Source organism: Streptomyces sp. NPDC048277 (genome assembly GCF_040652235.1).
GTDB lineage: Bacteria > Actinomycetota > Actinomycetes > Streptomycetales > Streptomycetaceae > Streptomyces.
The window spans coordinates 122,090-142,423 of record NZ_JBEZLQ010000029.1 but is presented as its reverse complement, the minus strand read 5'-3'; the positions used below and the strand labels follow the sequence as shown (position 1 = coordinate 142,423).

The following is a 20,334-nucleotide window of genomic DNA, read 5'->3' as shown; positions in this document are numbered from 1 at the left end:
AGCCGAGCCTGTCAGCCTTGGCCTGTTCGTACGCCTCGGCCGTGACATTGGCGTTCGCGGCCAGGTCAGCGGGCGGCGCGAAGCGTCGCTCCTCCCTCAAGAGGTTGGCCAGGCTTTCGTTGCTCACGACATCTCCCTTTCGAAGGGTGTCCGTTGTGTCCCAGACCACACAGCTCATCAGACCCAGGGGTCCGGTGACAAGGGCCGCCGATGAATTGGTTTAGACCTCTCGGCTTCCATGCCCTCTTTCAGGCCCGGCTGCGCAACTCCTCAGCGCCCGGCACCCCCTCGAACACCGACCTTTCCTCGCCTCCTTCCGCCCCGCCCAGCAGATACGCCTGCGCCTCACCCACGTGGAAGTACATCCCGTGCAGCTCCAGCGCGCCCTCCGCCAGCGCCCGCGCCACCGAGTCGTGCGACCGCAGATGCTCCAACTGCTGGACCACATTGGTCAGACAGAGCTGCTCCACCGCGTCCGCCGGGGCCCGCCCGGCCAGCCGGACCCAGGGGCGGCTGTCGTCGGCCAGCCGATCCAGGCTCGGCCGCCCGTGCCGCAGCCACCGCCCCAGCGGGGTCGTCCCACTCCCGGACTCGGAGCTCAGCAGTGCCTGCATGGCCCCGCACCCGGAGTGCCCGCACACCGTGATGGACCGCACCCTGAGCACATCCACCGCGTACTCGATCGCGGCCGCCACCGAGTCGTCGCCGTTCTCCTCACCCGGAAGGGGGACCAGGTTGCCGACGTTGCGGACCACGAACAGGTCACCCGGACCACTGGCGGTGATCATCGAGGTGACGAGCCGGGAGTCGGCGCAGGTGAGGAAGAGCTGCGACGGCCGCTGCCCCTCGCGCGCCAGCCGTGCCAGCTCGTCCCGCACCAGGGGCGCGGTGTCGCGCTGGAACACGCTGATCCCACGGACGAGTTCATGGCCGGCATCGGCCGGTCTGCCGCCGCCCCATCTGGCGAGGCCCGTCCCGGCGAGACCCGACCTGACGGGCTCCGGTCCCTGGCCGTGACCCACGTGGGCGTCCGGGCCATGGCTGTTTCCGCTTCGGCTCCCGTGCTCCGGTCGGTGGCCGTACTCCGCAGAGCGGACGCCCACGCGGCAGCCGGTCAGCTCGGCGGAGCCGCCCTGTGCGGTGTGGGCCTTCCGCCAGTCCTGCAGTGACTCGTACGCCGCGTGGTCCATGAACGAACCGTCCAACTCCACCACGGCGTGGGCGCCTTGGGGTACGAGATGCAGGGCTCTGCTGAGCCGGGGGACCGCGAGGAACGTGAGCTGTCCTCTTACATGTACGTGATGGACTCCTCCCTCTTCTTCATGGGTGATACGGGTGCGGGCGAGGCGGTGCAGGGCGAGGCCGACGGCCACGGCGACCCCGAGGACCACGCCCTCCAGGACGCCGAGGAGAACCACGCCGAGTGTGGTGACGGCGTACACCAGCACTTCGCGGTGGCGGGTCACCGTGCGGATGTGGTGCAGGGACACCATCTGGATGCCGACAGCCATCACCAGAGCGGCGAGCGAGGCGAGCGGGATGAGATCCAGGACCGGGACCATCAGCAGCGCGGCGACTACTACGAGAACGCCGTGCAGCATCGTGGAGTTCCGGCTGACGGCACCGGATCTCACATTCGCCGAACTGCGCACCGCGACCCCCGCGACCGGCAGTCCGCCGAGCGCGCCGGAGACGATGTTGGCGGCGCCCTGACCGAGCAGTTCCCGGTCCAGATCGGAGCGGCCGACCCGGGACTGGGGTCCGGGACGGCCGGCCACCAGCTTGTCCACGGCGACCGCGCCCAGCAGCGACTGCACGCTGCACACCAGCGTGGTGGTGAGCACGGCGGCGACGAGGCCGAGCACCGGCCCCTCGGGCAGCCCCGCCAGGGCGTGGCTGCTCCAGGACGGCAGGTCGACCCGCGGCAGGGTGAGCCCGGTGAGCGAGGCGGTCGCGGTGGCACCGGCGACGGCGACCAGGGCGGCCGGGACCGTGCGCAGCAGCTCGCCCGGTCTGCCGGGGGCCCGGGGCCAGCCGAGGAGCAGGGCCAGGGTGAGGGCGCTCATCGACACGGCGGCCGGGTGCAGGTGCGCCAACTGGGCGGGCAGGGCGCGGACGTTGCCGAGGACCGAACTCTGCGGATTGCCGCCGAGGACGATGTGCAGCTGAGCGACGGCGATGGTGACACCGATGCCGGCGAGCATGCCGTGCACCACGGCGGGGCTGACGGCGAGCGCGGAGCGGGCCACCCGCAGGCAGCCCAGGCCCAGTTGGGCCAGTCCGGCGAGGACGGTGATGCCGCAGGTGACCCGCCAGCCGTAGCGGTGGATCAGGTCGGCGGTGACCACGGTGAGCCCGGCGGCCGGGCCGCTGACCTGGAGCGGGCAGCCGCCGAGCCGCCCGGCGACCAGCCCGCCGACGGCGGCCGCGACCAGGCCCGCCTGGAGCGGGGCGCCGGTGGCGAGGGCGATGCCGAGGGACAGCGGAAGGGCGATCAGGAACACCGCGACGGACGCGGACAGGTCGGCGCCCTCGACGGGGAAGCGGCGGCGAGGGGGCGCGACCGGGGGCGTGGACAGGGGCGTGGACGGGGGTTGCGGCCGGTCGGCACCGGTGGCGCTCCGGGGAGTTGTGGCTCCGGTTCGGGCCAGGCCGAGGTTCTCGGGGTGGGTGGGTACGCAGGCTGATGACATGTTCCCGTCTCCTCCGGGGCGGCGCGGTCGCGGATCAGGGGGGTCCCCTCGCCCGGGGGCGGGGGCACGGTCGCGGCCGTGGGTCACGGCGTGCAGTGGCGGGATGGATCAACGCTCAGTAAACGAATCGTAATGCAGAGTAAAGGTCGAGCATGGATTTTCTGCGCAAATGGGGCACCACTTCACCCCGCTGGGTGAAGTGAGCAGTTCATCGGCTTGTCGTATTAATCCCTCCTTCGGTCCCGTGCGACCTTGGCGGAGCTGTCGGCAGATATCCGGCACACCGCCACAAAACGCCGTCATCGGCGTTCGCCGAGAGAAGGAAGTAGGTGAGCGGAATTGGCCGCCACCCAGAGGTTCGCCGCCGGCGCCGTCGCCGCTGCGGCCTGTGCCGCGTCGCTCGCCGGTTGCGCGACCGGCACCAACTCCAAGGAAGGGGCGTCCGGGCCGAAGAAAGGAGCGCCGGCGCCCCAGAGTGTGGTCCGTCTGATCGGCGACGGCTCCACCGCGTACACCGGGGCCCAGCCGCATCTGCCCCGGCCCGAGCGGCTCAAGCCCGGTGAGAAGCCCCCCCAGTTCGTCGTCTTCTCCTGGGACGGTTCGGGCGAGGACAGCCAGAAGCTGTTCTCGCACTTCCGGAAGGTCGCCAAGGACAACAACGCGACCATGACGTTCTTCCTGAGCGGCGTCTACATGCTGCCCGAGGAGAAGAAGGACCTCTACCGGCCTCCGCAGCACTCGCCCGGCCGCTCCGAGATCGGCTTCAACGACCAGCAGGGCATCGCCGACACCGTCAAGCAACTCCGGCTGGCCTGGCTGGAGGGCAACGAGATCGGCACGCACTTCAACGGGCACTTCTGCGGCCCCGACGGTGGCGTCGGCGAGTGGTCGGTGGCGGAGTGGAAGAGCGAGATCGCCCAGGCCAAGCAGTTCGTGAAGACCTGGAAGACCAACACGGGCATGAAGAACGCGGCACCGCTGCCCTTCGACTACGACAAGGAGCTCATCGGCGGCCGTACCCCCTGCCTGGAGGGGCAGAAGAACTTCACGAAGGCGGCGAGCCAGTTGGGCTTCCGCTACGACACCAGCGGGGTCAACGACCAGATCTGGCCCAAGAAGAAGGAGGGGCTGTGGGACCTGTCGATGCAGCTCGTCCCCTTCCCGGGCCACACCTTCGAGCAGTTGACCATGGACTACAACTTCATGGTCAACCAGTCCGGCACCACGACCCAGGGTGACCCCGACAAGTACGACTACTGGGGCGACCAGATGCGCGACGGACTGCTCCAGGGCTTCAACCGGGCCTACAACGGCAACCGCGCGCCGCTCGTCATCGGCAACCACTTCGAGTCCTGGAACGGCGGCACCTATATGCGCGCCCTCGACTCGGTCGTCGAGAACGTGTGCAACAAACCCGAGGTGCGCTGCGTCTCCTTCCATCAGCTGGCCGACTGGCTGGACGCCCAGGACCCGCAGGTCCTGGCGAAGCTGCGCACCCTGAACGTGGGCGAGGCCCCGCGTCAGGGCTGGGATTCCTTCCTGTCCGGCCGCCCGGCCCCGGCGCCGAAGGGGGTGCCCGGGGCGCCGGCGGTCAAGCAGTAGGCGGTGGACGGGGGCCGGCGGCTTCCTCAGACGGGTGCCGCCAGCCCCTCACCGAGCACGAAGCCGGGGTCGATCTGTGCCGCCAGGTCGGCCCCGGTGCGCTCATTGCCCCACGACAGGGCGTTCTTGAGGTGGAAGTGGACCATCTGCCGGGTGTAGCGCTCCCAGTCCCGCAGCTCGTGCGTCGCGTCGGCGGCGGCCTTGAGCGTGTGCAGGGCGCGGGAGTTGGCGTCCTCCAGGAGCTCGAACCGGGGCGGGCGGCCCTTCTCCATGGCGCGCACCCAGTCCGAGTGCCCGACCGTGACCAGCAGGTCGCCCCCGACCTCCGCGCGGAGGAAGTCGATGTCGTCCTGCCCCTGCACCTTGTTGCCGATGACCTTCAGCGCGACGCCGAAGTCCCGGGCGTACTCCTTGTACTGGCGATAGACGGAGACCCCCTTCCGAGTCGGCTCGGCGACGAGGAACGTGAGGTCGAAGCGGGTGAACATGCCGGAGGCGAAGGAGTCCGAACCCGCCGTCATGTCGACCACTACGTACTCGTCGGGACCGTCGACGAGGTGGTTCAGGAACAGCTCCACCGCTCCCGTCTTGGAGTGGTAGCAGGAGACCCCCAGGTCGGCGTCCGTGAAGGGCCCGGTGACCATCAAACGGACGGCGCCGCCGTCGAGTTCCACCGGCCGCGCACAGGCGTCGTACACCGGGTTGGGCTCCCGCACCCGGACCAGCCGCGAGCCCTCGCCGGGCGGGGTGGTCTTGATCATCGTCGCGGCGGAGGCGATGCGCGGGTTGTTGCCCCGCAGGTAGTCCTTGATCAGGGAGAGCCGCTCGCCCATCGCGGGCAGCGCCGCCGACTCCGCCTCGTCCAGGCCGAGCGCGGGACCCAGGTGCTGGTTGATGTCGGCGTCGACGGCGACGACCGGCGCGCCGGCGGCCGCCAGATGACGGATGAACAGGGAGGAGAGCGTGGTCTTGCCGCTGCCGCCCTTTCCGACGAAAGCAATTTTCATGTTCACGAAGGGTAGTCGTCCGATAGCTGTATGTGTCAGATGGAGTGAAGAAGACCACTCCTTCGTGGAGCGGGAAGGGGTGGTGCGTACTGTCGTACTCATGAGTACGACAGGTGCGACCGCCGATCCGCTCGCGGCGCTGGGATCGCTGCCCGGTGTGGCCGAGTCCGTGGAGTCCGTGCGCAAGGCCGTGGACCGGGTCTACGGGCACCGTGTCATGCGGCGCCGCAGCAACGCCGTCACCTCCGAGGCCGCGCTGCGCGCCGCCCGGGGCAGTGCCGCGCTGTCCGGTGCCGACTGGGCGCTGGAGGAGGTGCGGCGGCGCTCCGACTTCGGTGTCGACGACGACGCGCGCGTGGTCGGCGCGGCTCTGCGGCTGACCGCCGAGGCGGGCCAACTGCTGTCCATCTGGCGGCAGTCGCCACTGCGCGTCCTGGCCCGGCTGCACCTGGTGTCGGCGGCGACGAGCGGTGACGAGGTCGGGCGGCCGCGCCGGGCGGGCGAGAGCGTCGACGAGCCGTTGATCGAGCTGCCGCTGCCGGGCGCGGACGAGGTGTCGGGCCGTCTCGAAGGACTCTCCGACCTGATCGTCGCGGGGACCGAGGCACCCGCGCTGGTGACGGCCGCCGTGGTGCACGGTGAACTGCTCGCGCTGCGGCCCTTCACGTCGTACAACGGGCTGGTCGCCCGCGCGGCCGAGCGGATCGTGCTGATCGGCAGCGGCCTCGACCCCAAGGCGATCTGTCCCGCCGAGGTCGGCCACGCCGAACTGGGCCGCGCCTCGTATCTGGCGGCTCTGGACGGCTATGTCTCCGGTACCCCGGAGGGCATGGCGGCCTGGATCGCGCACTGCGGCCGCGCGGTCGAGCTGGGCGTGCGCGAGTCGACGGCGGTGTGCGAGGCGCTGCAGCGCGGGGCGGCGTAAAAGCGCCCTGGAAGGCCGCGGACTGCTGCGGAAAAGGGTTGCGGCGGTACGAGTTCTCGTACCGCCGCTGGCATGTCCACCGCGTTACCAAGCGTCCTCGATATGTCGCCCATCAGGTCGGGTGCTTTGCCCGTCACCTGGTGCGGCTGGCCCGTAATCGACGGGTCGACGTCGCGTGGGTGCCCGATGTCCATGCTGGGTCCGTGGGGCCAAATGCGTTTTAAAGGTGATCCTCTCGGATGCCCTTCGGTCTCGCGGGCCGCTAACCCCTTTGTACTGCAAGCCCGGAGCAAGCGGAAGTCCTGCCTACAGTTCTTTACTTTTAGGTTCAAAGACGCACTAAAGGGATGGTAATCGGCCGAACGGGTGAAAGGGGCGACGGGCGCCGGGTCAGGCGACCGTGCTCCGGCGGCGGCTCGCGTACCAGACCAGGCCCGCGGTGGCGGCCGCCGCTCCTATGGCGGCAGCGGCTACCAGGGCGGGGCGCGGCGGTGCGGAGATCCGCTGCTTGAGCCGTACCGGGCGGTGGAAGTCCAGAATCGGCCAGCCCCGCGCGAGTGCCTCGCGGCGCAGCGCGCGGTCCGGGTTCACGGCGTGCGGATGCCCGACGGCCTGGAGCATCGGCACGTCGGTCGCCGAGTCGCTGTAGGCGTAGCAGCGGTCGAGGTCGTACCCCTCGGAGGCGGCCAGTTCGCGGACGGCCTCCGCCTTCGTCGGGCCGTACGCGTAGTACTCCACCTCGCCGGTGTAGCAGCCGTCGTCGCCGACGACCATGCGGGTGGCCACCACTCGGTCGGCGCCCAGGAGTTCGCCGATCGGCTCGACCACCTCGGCACCCGAGGTGGACACGATGACGACGTCCCGGCCGGCCCGGTGGTGCTCCTCGATCAGGGAGGCCGCCTCGTCGTAGATGATCGGGTCGATCAGGTCGTGCAGGGTCTCGGCGACGATCTCCTTGACCTGCTGGACATTCCAGCCACGGACGAGACCGGACAGGTACGCGCGCGTGCGCTCCATCTGGTCGTGGTCCATACCGCCGACCAGGAACACGAACTGGGAGTACGCGTTGCGCAGCGCCGCCCTGCGGTTGATCAGACCGCCTTGGTAGAACGACTTGCTGAAGGTGAGCGTGCTCGACTTCGCAATGACCGTCTTGTCCAGGTCAAAGAAGGCCGCTGTGCGGGGCAAGGAGTGGTTTTCCACGACCCCGAGCATAGGCGCCCACCATTCGGCGTAAGGTGGGGCGCGTGGGTTTGCCTGAGAGGGCTCTCGGGTACACCATGGAAGTCACGGATCGTTCGCGACCGTGCTAACCCGGTCCGGCTCCTCCCCCCCCGAGTCGGCCGTGGAGACGACCCCCACTCTCCCCCCCGGTGGGGGTCGTCGCATGTCCGGACGGGTTTTTCTTCTCTCTCGCGGGCCGTGAGGCTCTGATCGGGCGGCTTCGGCCGCCCTTTTCGCATGCCCGCGATCCGTCACGCTGGGTAGTCGTGGCGCTGCGCTGCGGAAGCCGCGCGGAGCCCGGAACGGGCCTCGCCGGTATGGGTGACAGCGATATTCACAACCATCGGGTTGTCCACAGTTTTGGACCAAGATCCACACGATTTCCGGGTTCGCTGCACCGTGATTCCAGCGCGCTCCGGCGGCGGCGAGTTCATGGCCGGTTCCGATTGCCGGGCGCCAATGGCCGGTTTCTGTCGGCCGTGCATATGGAGGCCGCTTGCCGGTTCTTCACACGTTTGCGAATCGCGTGGCCGCAGGGGCCGCGCACAAGAACGCAGCCAAGGGGGAAGCTCACGTGGCCGGAACTGTCACTCACGAACCGCCGTACGCCGCCTCGGGACGGCCCGGACGCCCGATGATCGTCACCGAGGACGCCGAACTCCTCGACGACCTGTTGCGCCTGTGCGCGGCGGCCGGCGCCAAACCCGAAGTCCACCACGGCGTACCGGAACGCGGCGGCGGCTGGGAGTCCGCCCCGCTCGTCCTGGTCGGCGACGACGCCGCGCGGCGGGTGCGCGGGGCCGCGCGGCGACGGGGGGTGGTCCTGGTCGGCCTCGACCAGGACGACCCCGATGTGTGGAAAAGGGCCGTGGAGATCGGCGCCGATCACGTCCTGATGCTGCCCGACGGCGAGCAGTGGCTCGTGGACCGGATCGCCGACGTCGTCGAGGGCGTGGGCCGCCCGGCCCTCACCGTCGGGGTCATCGGCGGCCGGGGCGGGGCCGGTGCCTCCACGCTGGCCTGCGCGCTCGCCGTCACCTCCGCGCGGGAGGGACTGCGCACCCTGCTCGTGGACGCGGATCCGCTGGGCGGCGGACTCGACGTACTCCTCGGCGGTGAGACGGCCGAGGGCCTGCGCTGGCCCGCCTTCGCCGCCTCGCGCGGCCGGCTCGGCAGCGGAGCCCTGGAGGAGTCGCTGCCCGAGCTGCACTCGCTGCGGATCCTCAGCTGGGACCGCGGCGACAGCGTGGCGATCCCGCCGCCCGCCGTCCGCGCGGTGCTCGCGGCCGCCCGACGGCGCGGCGGCACCGTCGTCGTCGACCTGCCGCGCCGTCTGGACGACGAGGTCAGGGAGGTCCTCGCGCAGCTCGACCTCGCCGTCCTGGTGGTCCCCGCCGAACTCCGGGCGGTCGCCGCCGCCGGCCGGGTGGCGGCCACCGTCGGCATGGTCGTGCGCGATCTGCGGGTGGCGGTACGCGGGCCGTACGCGCCCGGACTGGACGACCACGAGGTGGCCCGGCTGCTCGGCCTGCCGCTGGCCGGCGAGGTGCCCGTCGAACCGGGCCTGTCCCGGCCGAACCGGAAACCACCCGGTTCCGCCGCCCGCGGACCGCTGGCCCGCTTCTGCAAGGACTTCTGGGAGCGGACGCTGGTCGAGGCGGGTGGCGTATGAGGCCCGGCACCGCGGGCGCGGACGGCCCGGCCCTGCTCGACGGGGTGCGGCGCTGGCTCGCCGAGAGCGGCGCCGAACCGACACCCGCGCGGGTGGCGCAGGCGCTGCGTGAACAGGGCCGGGTCCTCGGCGACGCCGAAGTCCTCGGCGCGGCCGAGCGACTGCGCTCCGAACTGGTCGGCAGCGGCCCCCTGGAACCCCTGCTCGCCGACCCCACGGTCACCGACGTCCTGGTGTCCGCTCCGGACCGGGTCTGGGTGGACCGAGGCGGCGGCCTGGAGCTGACCCCCGTCGCCTTCCCGGACGCGGCGGCCGTACGACGCCTCGCGCAGCGGCTGGCCGCGGTGGCCGGCCGGCGCCTGGACGACGCACGGCCCTGGGCGGACGCCCGGCTCCCCGACGGCACCCGCCTGCACGCGGTCCTGCCCCCGGTGGCGGTCGGCTGCACCTGCCTGTCGTTGCGGGTCGTACGGCCCCGGGCCTTCACCCTGGACGAACTGGTGGCGGCCGGGACCGTGCCCCCGGGCGGCGACCGGATCCTGCGCGCGCTCATGGCGGCCCGGCTCTCCTTCCTCGTCAGCGGCGGCACCGGCACCGGAAAGACGACTCTGCTGAGCGCGCTTCTCGGCCTGGTCGGACCGGGGGAGCGGATCGTGCTCGCCGAGGACTCGGCGGAGCTCAGGCCCGAGCACCCGCATGTCGTGCGGCTGGAGACCAGACCCGCCAACCAGGAGGGCGCCGGTCTGGTCACCCTGGAGGACCTGGTCCGGCAGGCGCTGCGGATGCGGCCCGACCGGCTCGTCGTCGGGGAGGTGCGCGGGCCCGAGGCGGTGGACCTGCTGGCCGCGCTCAACACCGGGCACGAAGGCGGCTGCGGCACCGTGCACGCCAACGCGGCCGCGGACGTGCCGGCCCGCCTGGAGGCACTCGGTACGGCCGCCGGGCTCGACCGGGCCGCCCTGCACAGCCAGTTGGCGGCCGCGCTGTCGGTGGTGCTGCACCTCGTACGGGACCGCGCCGGCCGGCGCCGGATCGCCGAGGTGCATGTGCTGGAGCGGGATCCCTCGGGGCTGGTGCGGACGGTACCGGCGCTGCGCTGGGGCGCGGAGGCGTTCGTGGGGCAGCGCGGGTGGGAGCGGCTGCGGGAGCTGCTGCGAAGTGACGTGAGTGATCTGTGAGCCCGGAGTGACCGGGTGACCCGGTTTGAAGCGACCTGAGCGATCTGTGAGTTGAAAGAGGTGCGTGTGATGGGTGAGACGACTTTCGGTGCGGTCGTCGTGTGCGGCGGGGTTCTGGCGTGGCTCCTGGCCGAGCGGCAGCGCGAGGTGCGGCGGACTCGGTTGCTGCTCGCCGGCGGTGGGGTGGTGGCCACCGGGCCGCCCTCCTGGGAGCGGACGGTCGGGGAACTCCGGCAGCTGCACGGCCGTTGGCGGAGCGAGTGGTGGGCTCTGGCCGCCGGCATCGCGGTCGCGCTCCTTGCCGCCTCGGTGATTCCGGTCCTCGCGGGGGCGGCCGGGGTGCCGGTGCTGCGCCGGGTGCGGCTGGCCCGTCAGGCGCGGCGGGCCGGGGAGGCGCGCGCCGACGCGGTGATCGCGCTGTGCGGTGCGCTGGCCGGTGAGGTGCGCGCGGGACGGCAGCCGGGCGAGGCGCTGCTGCGGGCCGCGCGGGACTCCGGCGGGCTCGGTGAGGCCCGGGCGGCCGTGGTCGCGGCGGCCAGGTTCGGTGGAGACGTACCGGGCGCGCTCGCGGTGGCGGCACGGCAACCGGGCGCGGACGGCCTGCTGGGGCTCGCGGCCTGCTGGCGGGTGGCCGTCGACCAGGGCGCGGGACTGGCCGCCGGGCTCGACCGCCTGGACGCGGCCCTGCGCGCCGAACGTGACCAACGCGCCGACCTGTGCGCCCAGTTGTCCGGCGCCCGGGCCACCGCCGTGATGCTCGCCACCCTGCCCGCCCTCGGCCTCCTGCTCGGCTCGGCCATGGGCGCGGACCCGCTGCGGGTACTGCTGCACACCGGTGCCGGGCTGGGCTGCCTGGCCGTCGGCGCGGTGTTCGAGGGCGCCGGGATGTGGTGGGCGGTCCGGATCGTGCGGGGAGCTGAGGCGGCGTGAGCGCGGAGGTTGTCCACAGGCTGGGGGTGATGGTCGCGGTGCTGTCGGCCCTGGGCTGGACGGCGTGGCGACTGGAGATGGCCCGGCGCAGGCGCTGGGCCCGGCGCAGGGTGGCCGAACTGCTGGCGCTGGAGAGGACGGAGAGGCACTTCGACGTCACGGGTGCCGTCCGCAGCTGGCTGCCGGTCGTCGGGATGGTGTGCGGCGGCTGGGTGCTGGTCGGCGGGGCCGTCGGCGCGCTGCTGGGGCTGGGCGTCGCCGTGGGGCTGTGGCGGTGGCGTCGCCGGGAGGGGGACGGGGAGCGGGCCGCGGAGGCGGAGGCGGCCGAGGCGGCGCGCCAACTCCCGCTCGCCTCCGACCTCCTGGCCGCCTGCATCGCCGCCGGAGCAGGTCCGGTGGTCGCCGCCCAGGCCGTCGGCGAGGCCCTCGGCGGACCCGTAGGGGAAGGGCTGGCACGGGGCGCGGCGGAGGTACGGCTGGGCGGTGAACCGGCGGACGCCTGGCGGCGGTTGGCGGCGCTGCCGGGTGCGGCCGCCCTGGCCCGGCTGCTGGAGCGGGCGGACGAGTCCGGGCTGCCGGCGGCCGCCCCGGTCGCCCGGCTCGCCTCGGACGCCCGCGCGGAGTGGGCCCGGAGCGCGACCGCGCGGGCGCGCAAGGCGGCGGTGCTGATCTCCGCGCCGGTGGGGCTGTGCTTTCTGCCCGCCTTCGTCACGGTCGGGGTTCTGCCCGTCGTGATCGGGCTGGCGGGCGGGTTGATGCGAGGGGGTGGTGGATGACAGAGGCGATGGCGGGGCCGTCAACAGGAACTGATTTCAGGAGAGTCGAGGGAGTCGAGATGTGCCAGAAGATGTGGAAGTTGCTTCGCCGGGACGAGGGCATGGTCACGTCCGAGTACGCGATGGGGATCATCGCCGCCGTCGGGTTCGCGGCGGTTCTCTACGCGGTGGTGACGAGCGGCGAGGTCAGTGCGGAGCTCCAGGACATCGTGAAACGAGCCCTCAGTGCGCGGATGTGAGCGGGGGCGTGGCGCGGACCGGGGGTTCGTGACGGCGGAGGCGGCCGTGGTGCTGCCGGTGCTGGTGGCGTTCACGATGGCGCTGGTGTGGGGGCTGCTGGTGGTCGCCGCCCAGATCCGGTGCGTGGACGCCGCTCGCACCGGGGCGCGGGCCGCCGCACGGCAGGACACGGAGGGCGCGGTGATCGCGGTGACGAAGGAGGCGGCGCCGGACGGGGCGACGGTGAGTGTGGGCCGGGAGGGCGATCAGGTGCGGGTGACGGTGGTGGCGAGGCCGCCGGTGCTGCACGGGTTGCCGTTCGAGGTACGGGAGTCGGCGGTGGCGTTGGCGGAGGGGCCGTGAGGAGGCGACGGGCGGTCGTTCGGCTGCGGGATGGTGGGGGCTGGTCACGCAGTTCCCCGCGTTCCCTCGGGGCGCGTTGCAGTCGCCGGAACTCGGATCGAGGCTCCGCCACTGTCTGGAGCGTCGGGGCCATCGCCGTTCTCTGCGTGGTGTTCGGCGTTGTGCTCGGCCTCGGTCAGGCCGTTGTCGTCCGGCACCGCGCGGCCGGTGGTGCCGACATGGCCGCGCTCGCGGCGGCCGACCACTGGGCCGAGGGGACGGCGGCGGCCTGTGCCCGGGCGGACCGGGTGGCCAGGGCCCAGGACACGCGGCTGGCGCGGTGCGTGATCGTGGGAGACGTCTCGGACGTGACGGCGGCGTCGGGAAGGGGGCCGTTCGCGGCAGAGGTCAGGGCCAGAGCAGGACCGGCGACCGCAACGCGCCCAGCCCCCACCGACCCGCGCTGACCCGACCACCTATCCCGGCGCCCCCCGAAGCAGCACCGTGAGGAGTCGCACCGCGCCCCGCTTGTGCAACGGCTCGTTCCCGTTCCCGCACTTGGGTGACTGGATGCAGGACGGGCACCCGGCGTCGCACTCGCACGCGGCGATCGCCTCCCGGGTCGCCGTGAGCCAGGTGCGGGCCGTGTGGAACGCGCGCTCCGCGAAGCCCGCGCCGCCCGGGTGGCCGTCGTAGACGAAGACCGTCGGGAGGAGCGTGTCGGGGTGCAGCGGGATCGACACGCCGCCGATGTCCCAGCGGTCGCAGGTCGCGAAGAGCGGGAGCAGGCCGATGGAGGCGTGCTCGGCGGCGTGCAGGGCGCCGCCGAGGATCTCCGGGTTGATCCGGGCCTCGTCGAGCTGGTCCTCGGTGACCGTCCACCACACCGCGCGGGTGCGCAGCGTACGAGGAGGGAGGTCGAGTTTCGTCTCGCCCAGTACCTCGCCGGTGATGAGCCGGCGGCGGAGGAAGGAGACCACCTGGTTGGTGACCTCGACGGAGCCGTAGCAGAGGCGGCCGTCGCCCCAGGGGACCTCGACGTCGGTCTCCAGGACGGAGATGGCCGTGGTGTCGCGGGCGACGGTCGAATAGGGCGGCTCGGCCTGTTCGACCAGGGCCACCGAGTCCTCCAGGTCGAGGTGGCGTACGAGGTACGTGCGGCCCTGGTGGAGGTGGACCGCGCCCTCGTGGACCGTGGAGTGCGCGGCGCTCGCGTCCACCGTGCCCAGCAGGCGTCCCGTGCCCTCCTCGACGACCTGCACCGGGCGGCCACCCTCGCCGCGGATGTCGGTGAGGTCGGCGGCCCGTTCCCGCCGGGTCCAGTGCCAGGCCTTGGTGCGGCGGCGCAGCAGCTTCGCTGCCTCCAGCTGCGGGAGCAGTTCCTCGCAGGCGGGCCCGAAGAGGTCGAGGTCGTCCTCGGTGAGCGGGATCTCGGCCGCGGCGGCACACAGGTGCGGGGCGAGGACGTACGGGTTGTCGGGGTCGAGGACGGTCGATTCCACCGGTTGGTCGAACAACGCCTCGGGATGATGGACGAGGAAGGTGTCCAGCGGGTCGTCGCGCGCGACCAGGACGGCGAGGGCGCCCTGGCCGGAGCGGCCCGCGCGACCCGCCTGCTGCCACACAGAGGCCCTCGTACCCGGGTACCCGGCGATCAGTACGGCGTCCAGCCCGGAGACGTCCACACCCAGCTCCAGGGCCGTTGTGGCGGCAAGCCCGAGGAGTTCCCCGGAGTGCAGCGCGCGTTCCAGGGCGCGCCGCTCCTCGGGGAGGTAACCGCCGCGATAGGCCGCGACACGCCGGGCGAGGGAACGGTCGACCTCGGCCAGCCGTTCCTGGGCGATGACGGAGATCAGCTCCGCGCCGCGTCTGGAGCGCACGAAGGCGACCGACCGCACGCCCTGCACGGCGAGGTCGGTCAGCAGGTCGGCGGTCTCGGCGGTGGCGGTACGGCGGACGGGGGCGCCCTTCTCGCCGTGCAGCTCGGTCAGCGGCGGCTCCCAGAGGGCGAAGACCAACTCGCCGCGCGGGGAGGCGTCGTCGGCGATCTCCACGACCGGCAGGCCGGTGAGACGGCGGGCGGCGACGGCCGGCTCGGCGGCCGTCGCGGAGGCCAGCAGGAAGACCGGGGAGGCGCCGTAGCGGGCGCACAGGCGGCGCAGCCGGCGCAGCACCTGGGCGACGTGCGAGCCGAAGACGCCCCGGTAGGTGTGGCACTCGTCGACGACGACGTACTTCAGCGACTTCAGGAAGGAGGACCAGCGCGGGTGCCCGGGAAGTATCCCGCGGTGCAGCATGTCCGGATTGGTGAGCACGTAGTTGGCGTACTGGCGGATCCACTCCCGTTCCTCGTACGGGGTGTCGCCGTCGTACACGGCCGGGCGTACGGCGTTGCCGAGCGGTTGTGAAAGTTCCTTCACCGAACGGCACTGATCCGCCGCGAGTGCCTTGGTGGGCGCCAGGTAGAGGGCGGTGGCACCACGGCCGTTGGGGGCCTCGGAGCCCGCCAGGAGGGTGGACAGGACCGGCACGAGGTACGCCAGGGACTTGCCGGAGGCGGTGCCGGTGGCGACCACCACCGAGTCGCCGTCCAGGGCGTGCTCCGCGGCCAGCGCCTGGTGCTCCCAGGGATGCTCGATGCCGCACTCCTGCACGGCCGCGACGACCTCCGAACGAATCCGGTCAGGCCAGACGGCATGCCGACCCGCTCGCGGGGGCAAGTGCTCCGTATGAGTGATGCGCGAAGACCGGCTCGGCCCGGAGGCGAGCCGGTCCAGGACCATGCCCGGGGAGAACCCGGACGCGGTCTCGGCCGAGGCCGAATCGGATCGGTGTTTTATGGCCATCGGGACCGAGTGTGTCACTGGCGTGACGGACAATGGGGCCAAGGCGTCGTGCACGCCTGCCGGTAAGTGATTGAATGCCAACGCGGCTGGCGAACGTCCCCGGGGCCGCAAGCCGAAGTGCCCCGAGGGGCGACCGCTCGATAGCAAGGTGCTGGAGGATCCGTGGACCTGTCCCTGTCGACCCGTACAGTCGGCGATCGTACGGTCGTCGAGGTCGGTGGCGAAATCGACGTATATACCGCGCCCAAGCTGCGCGAGCAGCTGGTCGAGCTGGTGAACGACGGGAATTTCCACCTCGTCGTCGACATGGAGGGCGTGGACTTCCTCGACTCCACCGGGCTCGGCGTGCTGGTCGGCGGCCTGAAGCGGGTGCGTGCCCATGAGGGTTCGCTGCGCCTGGTCTGCAACCAGGAGCGCATTCTGAAGATCTTCCGCATCACCGGCCTCACCAAGGTGTTCCCGATCCACACCTCGGTCGAGGAAGCGGTAGCGGCCACCGACTGACCCCGGGCCGGCCGACGGCACCCGGACCGCCGATCGGTCCGCGCCGTCAGGCCGGCCTCCGACACGGGCCCGTACAGAGCCGTACGCAAGCCCGTGTCGCCCCCGTCGGCTCGGGTCCGCACGGCCCGTGCCGGTAGCCGCTCACGGGCCGCAGTGCCCGCGGCGGACGCAATTCATCAGGGGGCCCGGGTTCTTCGGCGGCCCGGCCCCCTACCGCACGCCCGTAGTTCCGAGGGGGACGTATGGCCACCGTTGAACTCCGCTTCAGCGCGCTGCCCGAGCACGTCCGCACCGCCCGACTGGTGGCGGCGGCGGTGGCACGCAGGGCCGGAGTGGACGAGGCCGTCCTGGACGAGGTCCGGCTGGCCGTCGGCGAGGCCTGTTCCCGCGCCGTAGGTCTGCACCAGAGCGCCGGCATCACCGAGCCGGTGCGGGTCGCGCTGATCGAGGACGAGAAGCAGTTCTCCATCGAGGTCGGCGATGACGCACCCCGTTCCTCTCCCGGCGACCACGCACCCGGTGGCGCGGCGGACGCGGACGTGGAGACCGAGGAGGACGAGATGGGACTCGCGGTCATCAGCGGCCTCGTCGACGACGTCGAGGTCACGGCCGGGGAGAACGGCGGGCTGATCCGCATGACCTGGCCGACCACCCCGCCCGGAGTCGCGCTCACCTGAGAGCCGCCGCGAGAGCGACCCGATCATGAGAAGGGCCCTGCTGAGCAGGGTCCTTCTTCTTATTTTCCGCCGGATGTCACCCGGTCGCCGAATTCGTGAAAGAATTCACGATCAATGCTCGGAAGATCGCCCGATAATTTGATCAAGCGCCAATTGCACCCGTTGTGATCGTCAATGCTTTTAGGGCATTACCACTTTCGGGTCCGGTGACGTGACCTCGATCATTTGCTGAAGAGCACGAGAAGGCCAATTCCGTTTACCGTCCCCTGTTTAGATCACTCGGGGGTACCTACAATCCGTCCACATCTTGAGCTCAGTCCAAGCGTCAAGGAGGACGAATGGCGGGGCTTTCTACCCCTCATCAGTTGGGCCACCCCACAACCCTCGCGGCCGCGGTCCTGACCGACGACAACCGGGTCCTGGTGGCGGTGATCGCCGTCGTGGCGCTGGCCGCGCTGGTGGTCGCCTGGATCCTGGTACGCCAGGTGCTCGCGGCCGGCGAGGGCACCGACAGCATGAAGAAGATCGCGGGGGCGGTCCAGGAAGGCGCGAACGCCTATCTGGGCCGACAGTTGCGCACTCTCGGCGTATTCGCCGTCGTGGTGTTCTTCCTGCTCCTGCTGCTGCCCGCGGACGACTGGAATCAGCGCGCCGGCCGGTCGATCTTCTTCCTGATCGGCGCGGTCTTCTCGGCGACCACCGGTTATATCGGCATGTGGCTCGCCGTACGCAGCAATGTGCGCGTCGCCGCGGCCGCCCGGGAAGCCACTCCGGCGGAAGGCGAACCGGAAAAGGATCTCACCGCCGTCGCACACAAAGCCATGAAGATCGCTTTCCGCACCGGCGGCGTCGTCGGCATGTTCACGGTGGGGCTCGGCCTGTTCGGCGCCTCCTGTGTGGTGCTGGTGTACGCGGCCGACGCGCCGAAGGTGCTCGAAGGGTTCGGCCTCGGGGCCGCCCTGATCGCCATGTTCATGCGTGTCGGTGGCGGCATCTTCACCAAGGCCGCCGACGTCGGCGCCGACCTGGTCGGCAAGGTCGAACAGGGCATTCCGGAGGACGACCCGCGCAATGCCGCGACCATCGCCGACAACGTGGGCGACAACGTGGGCGACTGCGCGGGCATGGCGGCCGACCTCTTCGAGTCGTACGCCGTGACCCTGGTCGCCGCGCTGATCCTCGGCAAGGCCGCCTTCGGCGACTCCGGGCTCGCCTTCCCGCTGCTCGTCCCCGCGATCGGCGTGCTCACCGCGATGATCGGCATCTTCGCGGTCGCCCCGCGCCGCAGCGACCGCAGCGGCATGAGCGCCATCAACCGGGGCTTCTTCATCTCCGCGGTGATCTCGCTCGCGCTCGTCGCGATCGCGGTCTTCGTCTATCTGCCGGGGAAGTACTCCGACCTCAACGGCATCACGGACGCCGCCATCAGGAGCAAGGACGGCGACCCGCGGATCCTCGCGCTCGTCGCGGTGGCCATCGGCATCCTGCTGGCGGCCGTCATCCAGCAGCTGACCGGCTACTTCACCGAGACCAACCGGCGTCCGGTCATGGACATCGGCAAGACCTCGCTGACCGGCCCGGCCACCGTCGTCCTCGCCGGTATCTCGGTCGGCCTCGAATCGGCCGTCTACACCGCCCTGTTGATCGGCCTGAGCGTCTACGGGGCGTTCCTGCTGGGCGGTACGTCGATCATGCTGGCGCTGTTCGCGGTCGCGCTGGCCGGTACCGGCCTGCTCACCACGGTCGGCGTGATCGTCGCCATGGACACCTTCGGGCCGGTCTCCGACAACGCCCAGGGCATCGCGGAGATGTCCGGTGACGTCGAGGGCGCGGGCGCGCAGGTGCTCACCAACCTGGACGCCGTCGGCAACACCACGAAGGCCATCACCAAGGGCATCGCGATCGCCACCGCCGTCCTCGCGGCGTCGGCGCTCTTCGGGTCGTACCGGGACGCGATCACCACGAACGTGCAGGACGTGGGCGCGAAGCTGACCGGTGCGGGCGCGCCGTTGAGCCTGTCCATGGACATCTCGCAGCCCAACAACCTCGTCGGCCTCATCGCCGGCGCGGCGGTCGTCTTCCTCTTCTCCGGACTCGCCATCAACGCCGTGTCGCGGTCGGCGGGTTCGGTGGTCTTCGAGGTGCGGCGGCAGTTCCGCGAGCACCCCGGGATCATGGACTACACGGAGACGCCCGAGTACGGCAAGGTCGTCGACATCTGCACCAAGGACGCCCTGCGCGAGCTGGCCACGCCGGGACTGCTCGCCGTGATGGCGCCCATCTTCATCGGGTTCACGCTCGGCGTCGGAGCGCTCGGCTCGTATCTCGCGGGCGCGATCGGCTCGGGCACCCTGATGGCCGTCTTCCTGGCCAACTCCGGTGGCGCCTGGGACAACGCCAAGAAGCTCGTGGAGGACGGCCACCACGGCGGCAAGGGCAGCGAGGCCCATGCGGCCACGGTCATCGGCGACACGGTCGGCGACCCCTTCAAGGACACCGCGGGCCCCGCGATCAACCCGCTGCTCAAGGTCATGAACCTGGTGTCGCTGCTCATCGCACCCGCCGTGATCAAGTTCTCGTACGGCAGTGACAAGAGCCTCGGCGTCCGGATCGCGATCGCGGTCCTCGCGCTGATCGTGATCGTCGGCGCGGTGTACGTCTCCAAGCGGCGCGGCATCGCCGTCGGCGACGAGGACAGTGCCGAACGCGTGGCCAAGTCGGCCGATCCTGCGGTGGTTTCGTAGGCGGCCTTACGACGGCCACCGGGGCCCTCGCGAGAGGGCCGGGCCAACGAGCGGGCGGATGGCGTGTGCTGACACGCCGTCCGCCCGTTTCGCGTCCGTGCGCCCGCGCGATCTCGTCGCCGGCGCGCCGACGCCCGCCTCTTCGTGTCCATGCCGTGCCTCTTTTATGACGTAGGTCTCCTGTGTGCGCTGTTTCGCCGTGAGCCTTCTCTCCCTGGTGCAAAGCTGTATAAAAACGTACTTACTGGTCCTGGTCATGAGGGTGCTGTCCGTCTGCCGTGTAGATTCCGGGGGCCGAGAGCCATGGAAGGGACCGATCCGGTGAACAAGAAGCTCGCGGCCGCACTGTCCGGCGGTGCGGTACTGGTGGTGGCACTGTCCGGGTGCAGCAGCAGCAACAAGGGCACCGACCCGAAGCTGATCGCCTGGGCCAAGACCGTGTGCGACGCGGTACCGGCGCAGGACGCCAAGATCAAGGCGGCCAACGAGGCGATCGCGCAGACCGCCTCGGACAGCACCATCTCGCCCTCGACGATCCAGAAGACCGACTCACAGGCCTTCCAGGACATGTCCGACGGCTACAAGGCGCTCGCCACGGCCATCAGCAACGCCGGCGCGCCCCCCGGGGTCGACGACGGTGCCAAGCGCCAGCAGGACGTCGTCAAGAACCTCAACAGCCTCTCCGCGTCCTACGCCGACCTGAAGAAGAAGGTCGACGCGCTGGACACCAAGGACCAGGCGAAGTTCGCCTCCGGTCTGCAGGACGTCGCCTCCCAGACGACGCAGCTGGAGGCGCAGAGCAAGAGCGGCACCGCGGCGCTGCAGGCCCTGGAGCAGGGCGAGGTCAAGGACGCGATCGCCGAGCAGGCCAGCTGCAAGAAGGTCTCCACGACGACGACGACGACGCCGACGACGCCGACGACTTCGGCCTCGGCGTCGTCCTCGTCGACCGCGAGCTGACCCCGTCGAACCGAGGCAGGGCTGGGGCCGGGCCG

Annotated in this window: 17 protein-coding genes; 13 read left to right on the top strand and 4 right to left on the bottom strand. The window is 71.2% G+C overall.

Annotation, left to right across the window (positions count from 1 at the left end):
- Nucleotides 1-248: 248 nt before the first annotated feature.
- A complete protein-coding gene (locus tag AB0D85_RS42830; protein ID WP_362333454.1) occupies nt 249-2,693 on the bottom strand; it encodes a SulP family inorganic anion transporter in 2,445 nt (814 codons plus the stop codon).
- A 339-nt stretch (nt 2,694-3,032) separates the two neighbouring features.
- On the opposite strand from AB0D85_RS42830, the gene AB0D85_RS42825 reads away from it, so the two are divergent.
- Nucleotides 3,033-4,295: a hypothetical protein gene (locus AB0D85_RS42825; RefSeq protein WP_362333451.1), complete on the top strand. Its 1,263-nt coding sequence runs from the start codon at nt 3,033-3,035 to the stop codon at nt 4,293-4,295.
- A gap of 26 nt (nt 4,296-4,321) precedes the next feature.
- On the opposite strand, the gene AB0D85_RS42820 is transcribed toward AB0D85_RS42825, so the two are convergent.
- Nucleotides 4,322-5,302, bottom strand: coding sequence for an ATP-binding protein (locus AB0D85_RS42820; RefSeq protein ID WP_362333448.1), 981 nt, complete (start codon nt 5,300-5,302; stop codon nt 4,322-4,324).
- A 100-nt stretch (nt 5,303-5,402) separates the two neighbouring features.
- Here AB0D85_RS42820 and AB0D85_RS42815 point away from each other — a divergent pair, with 100 nt between their 5' ends.
- Complete coding sequence (locus AB0D85_RS42815) at nt 5,403-6,227, top strand: oxidoreductase (protein ID WP_362333446.1); 825 nt, start codon at nt 5,403-5,405, stop codon at nt 6,225-6,227.
- A gap of 390 nt (nt 6,228-6,617) precedes the next feature.
- Here the strand turns inward: AB0D85_RS42815 and AB0D85_RS42810 are convergent, their stop codons facing one another.
- Nucleotides 6,618-7,442: an HAD family hydrolase gene (locus AB0D85_RS42810; protein WP_362333444.1), complete on the bottom strand. Its 825-nt coding sequence runs from the start codon at nt 7,440-7,442 to the stop codon at nt 6,618-6,620.
- Nucleotides 7,443-8,025: 583 nt separating this feature from the next.
- Between AB0D85_RS42810 and ssd the strand changes: the two genes are divergently transcribed.
- The 7 genes from ssd (at nt 8,026) to AB0D85_RS42775 (ending at nt 13,035) form a co-directional block, all read left to right on the top strand.
- On the top strand, nt 8,026-9,123 hold the full coding sequence (gene ssd, locus AB0D85_RS42805; protein WP_362333441.1) for a septum site-determining protein Ssd: 1,098 nt from the start codon (nt 8,026-8,028) through the stop codon (nt 9,121-9,123).
- Nucleotides 9,120-10,301 (top strand): TadA family conjugal transfer-associated ATPase, encoded by a 1,182-nt coding sequence (locus tag AB0D85_RS42800; protein ID WP_362333437.1) that lies wholly within the window; start codon nt 9,120-9,122, stop codon nt 10,299-10,301. Before ssd ends, AB0D85_RS42800 begins: the two co-directional genes overlap by 4 nt.
- 69 nt (nt 10,302-10,370) lie before the next feature.
- Nucleotides 10,371-11,231, top strand: coding sequence for a type II secretion system F family protein (locus AB0D85_RS42795; protein ID WP_362333434.1), 861 nt, complete (start codon nt 10,371-10,373; stop codon nt 11,229-11,231).
- Entirely contained in the window at nt 11,228-12,007 is a 780-nt protein-coding gene (locus tag AB0D85_RS42790) for a type II secretion system F family protein (protein ID WP_362333430.1), read from the top strand. Before AB0D85_RS42795 ends, AB0D85_RS42790 begins: the two co-directional genes overlap by 4 nt.
- Nucleotides 12,008-12,066: 59 nt before the next feature.
- Nucleotides 12,067-12,246 (top strand): DUF4244 domain-containing protein, encoded by a 180-nt coding sequence (locus tag AB0D85_RS42785; protein WP_362333427.1) that lies wholly within the window; start codon nt 12,067-12,069, stop codon nt 12,244-12,246.
- A gap of 28 nt (nt 12,247-12,274) precedes the next feature.
- Nucleotides 12,275-12,589, top strand: a complete 315-nt coding sequence (locus AB0D85_RS42780; protein ID WP_362333424.1) for a TadE family type IV pilus minor pilin — start codon at nt 12,275-12,277, stop codon at nt 12,587-12,589.
- Between the two features lie 131 nt (nt 12,590-12,720).
- Nucleotides 12,721-13,035 carry an Rv3654c family TadE-like protein gene (locus AB0D85_RS42775; RefSeq protein ID WP_362333474.1) on the top strand — a complete coding sequence of 105 codons (315 nt, stop codon included), beginning with the start codon at nt 12,721-12,723 and terminating at the stop codon, nt 13,033-13,035.
- Nucleotides 13,036-13,044: 9 nt separating this feature from the next.
- Here AB0D85_RS42775 and AB0D85_RS42770 read toward each other — a convergent pair whose 3' ends face one another.
- On the bottom strand, nt 13,045-15,495 hold the full coding sequence (locus tag AB0D85_RS42770) for a DEAD/DEAH box helicase (RefSeq protein ID WP_362333421.1): 2,451 nt from the start codon (nt 15,493-15,495) through the stop codon (nt 13,045-13,047).
- A gap of 81 nt (nt 15,496-15,576) precedes the next feature.
- On the opposite strand from AB0D85_RS42770, the gene bldG reads away from it, so the two are divergent.
- The 4 genes from bldG to AB0D85_RS42750 all read left to right on the top strand — a co-directional run bounded on the left by bldG (nt 15,577) and on the right by AB0D85_RS42750 (nt 20,299).
- A complete protein-coding gene (bldG, locus tag AB0D85_RS42765) occupies nt 15,577-15,918 on the top strand; it encodes an anti-sigma factor antagonist BldG (RefSeq protein ID WP_010986038.1) in 342 nt (113 codons plus the stop codon).
- Nucleotides 15,919-16,160: 242 nt separating this feature from the next.
- Nucleotides 16,161-16,595, top strand: a complete 435-nt coding sequence (locus tag AB0D85_RS42760) for an ATP-binding protein (RefSeq protein ID WP_362333417.1) — start codon at nt 16,161-16,163, stop codon at nt 16,593-16,595.
- A gap of 338 nt (nt 16,596-16,933) precedes the next feature.
- Nucleotides 16,934-19,339: a sodium-translocating pyrophosphatase gene (locus tag AB0D85_RS42755; RefSeq protein ID WP_362333414.1), complete on the top strand. Its 2,406-nt coding sequence runs from the start codon at nt 16,934-16,936 to the stop codon at nt 19,337-19,339.
- A 303-nt stretch (nt 19,340-19,642) separates the two neighbouring features.
- Nucleotides 19,643-20,299, top strand: coding sequence for a small secreted protein (locus AB0D85_RS42750; protein WP_362333411.1), 657 nt, complete (start codon nt 19,643-19,645; stop codon nt 20,297-20,299).
- Nucleotides 20,300-20,334 lie beyond the last annotated feature (35 nt).